Origin of the sequence: Parablautia muri, assembly GCF_009917485.1 — a bacterium.
GTDB lineage: Bacteria > Bacillota > Clostridia > Lachnospirales > Lachnospiraceae > Suilimivivens > Suilimivivens muri.
The window spans coordinates 1-1,980 of the sequence record NZ_QZDT01000143.1; the positions used below are offsets into that span (position 1 = coordinate 1).

Consider the following 1,980-nt stretch of genomic DNA (forward strand, 5'->3'; position numbering starts at 1 on the left):
CCCCTCATCGTCCCTTATTCACAGGTATCCGCTCCTGACCAGGCCGATATCATCCATTTTTTCCCGGATAAACATACACTCCGTTCTCTTTTGGACAGCATTCCCTGCATCGATGAGAACAACGTCAAATATATCATGCGCTCCTGCCTGTACGCATTTGTCAATTCTTACAATCAGGCGCCCCATTCCTCCCTCGGCGGGAAGTCCCCATTGGACCGTTTCTTCTCCGAACCTGAGCATATCCGCCGGCTGGATGATGCACAGAGCGAACGGGCTTTCCTTCTGGAAATTGAAAGAACAGTTTCCGCAGACAGCGTCATCGTTATTGACCATACGGAGTACGAAGTCGATTACCGTTTTGCAAAAAGACACATCCGGCTCCGCTATTCCCCTGATCTGAAAGAAATATTTGTTGTGGAGCAGGACGCCTCCCTTACGCCTGTAAAGCTCCTGCACAAACACGATAACTCCATGTTCAAAAGAAATAAGACTTATCTTTGCAGAGGCGACCACCTCCAAGGAGGTGATGAATAATGGATTACATTGCACGTTTCGGTCTGGAATTCAACCCGTTCCTAAAGAATTCCAAAGAAATCCTCGTGGAGAATGAGGAATCCCACGAGGTGCGTTTCCGCCTGAATTATCTTGTAGAGACCAAAGGCTTCGGCCTCAAGGCTTTGGCCTCCTGACCGGCTCCCCGGGACTGGGCAAGACAACGGCGCTTCGTTCTTTTGCCGCTTCCCTGAACCCTTCACGCTGTACGGTAGTCTATTCAAGCCTTTCCACCCTCACCGTACAGGAATTCTACCGCCTTCTGGCTTCCTCCTTCGGGGCGGATCCTGCACCGCAAGATAGACAACTTTAAGCTCTTGCAGGACTCGGTCAACTACCTTGCCCTTGAAAAAAGGATCACCCCGATCATCATCATCGATGAGGGCAACCACATGAACGGAGCCGTTTTAAGCGTCTTAAAGATACTGTTCAACTTTGAGATGGATTCCTGGGATCGGGCTGTTATCCTCCTTGCCGGACAGCCCCTGTTAAACAATACCCTGCGCCTGAATGCCCATGAACCGCTCCGCCAGAGGCTGGTAATGAATTATAACATGGAGGGTCTCTCAAAGGAGGAAGGACGCATTTATGTCACGGAAAAACTAAAAGGCGCAGGATGCAGGCAGACTGTCTTTGAGGAAAATGCCCTTGAGGCAGTCCTTAACTCTGCCAACGGTACGCCGCGTGTCATCAACCGTATCTGCGATGCCTGCCTGCTCATTGCTGACTACAAGGAGCTTCATACCGTAACTGGCGAGACTGCCATGCAGGCCATCAATGATGTCCAGCTTGGGTTAGCATTCGCAAATCCAACATTTTGCGAATAGGCAACATACAATTCAGTATCAGCTGATGAAAACAGGGGATTCCAGAGTACAGGAAATGTCCTGTTTTCCTGAATTGTACCCGGAAGATATGCAATTATTATGAGATGTCTGTTCGTGAGGATTTTAAATTGTACTGACAATTCAGATGCTGTTTCTTTTTTCCCATGCGACAGGCAGTGGAAAAAGGAAATTGGCTGGAATTGTTTATACAATACTGACCTTAAATAAGCTGCACAAACAGATTCAGGAATTTTAATGTTTATCCAAACCATCCGAGAAACAGGCGCATTTAATGTGAAGAATCTGGGTGCAGATAATTCGCCGAACAACAATAATAAGGCATATGGTATTGCCTGAGCGCTTTATCACATGCTTTTTCAAGGAGCTGGGGTGAATAGATGTCAGCTATGGAAAGTATGGCTCCTGCTGTCTGCATGGGCTGTTCTTCTGCTTTTGCCTCGTCAAACATCCTGCGGATTACTTCAAAGGTCTTGGGGCCTGTTTCCCTTGCCCTGTCGCTCAGGGCATCTACTGACAGATTTTTCCGAAGCGGGAATGGCAGATGAGCCGGCTCTGTCCGCATGCCGTCTGCCATATGTCT

The 1,980-nt window shown here is 48.3% G+C and carries 3 protein-coding genes and 2 pseudogenes; 4 read left to right on the forward strand and 1 reads right to left on the reverse strand.

Annotation, left to right across the window (positions count from 1 at the left end; all coding sequences use genetic code 11):
• The 4 genes and pseudogenes from D5281_RS26350 to D5281_RS26360 all read left to right on the forward strand — a co-directional run.
• Nucleotides 1–534 (forward strand): annotated as a pseudogene (locus tag D5281_RS26350) (hypothetical protein); the annotation flags it as partial.
• Nucleotides 534–689 carry a hypothetical protein gene (locus tag D5281_RS24720; protein WP_160562505.1) on the forward strand — a complete coding sequence of 52 codons (156 nt, stop codon included), beginning with the start codon at nucleotides 534–536 and terminating at the stop codon, nucleotides 687–689. The pseudogene D5281_RS26350 and the gene D5281_RS24720, both read left to right, overlap by 1 nt.
• A 14-nt stretch (nucleotides 690–703) precedes the next feature.
• Nucleotides 704–865, forward strand: coding sequence for a hypothetical protein (locus D5281_RS27110; RefSeq protein ID WP_277935625.1), 162 nt, complete (start codon nucleotides 704–706; stop codon nucleotides 863–865).
• Between the two features lie 79 nt (nucleotides 866–944).
• Nucleotides 945–1,379, forward strand: a complete 435-nt coding sequence (locus D5281_RS26360) for a hypothetical protein (protein ID WP_277935624.1) — start codon at nucleotides 945–947, stop codon at nucleotides 1,377–1,379.
• Between the two features lie 289 nt (nucleotides 1,380–1,668).
• Here the strand turns inward: D5281_RS26360 and D5281_RS24730 are convergent.
• Nucleotides 1,669–1,980 (reverse strand): annotated as a pseudogene (locus D5281_RS24730) (hypothetical protein); the annotation flags it as partial.

What these genes read in the sequence shown, in the direction of transcription:
- D5281_RS24720 (WP_160562505.1), top strand. Translation starts at nt 534, where the DNA reads ATGGATTACATTGCACGTTTCGGTCTGGAATTCAACCCGTTCCTAAAG.
- D5281_RS26360 (WP_277935624.1), top strand. Translation starts at nt 945, where the DNA reads ATGAACGGAGCCGTTTTAAGCGTCTTAAAGATACTGTTCAACTTTGAG.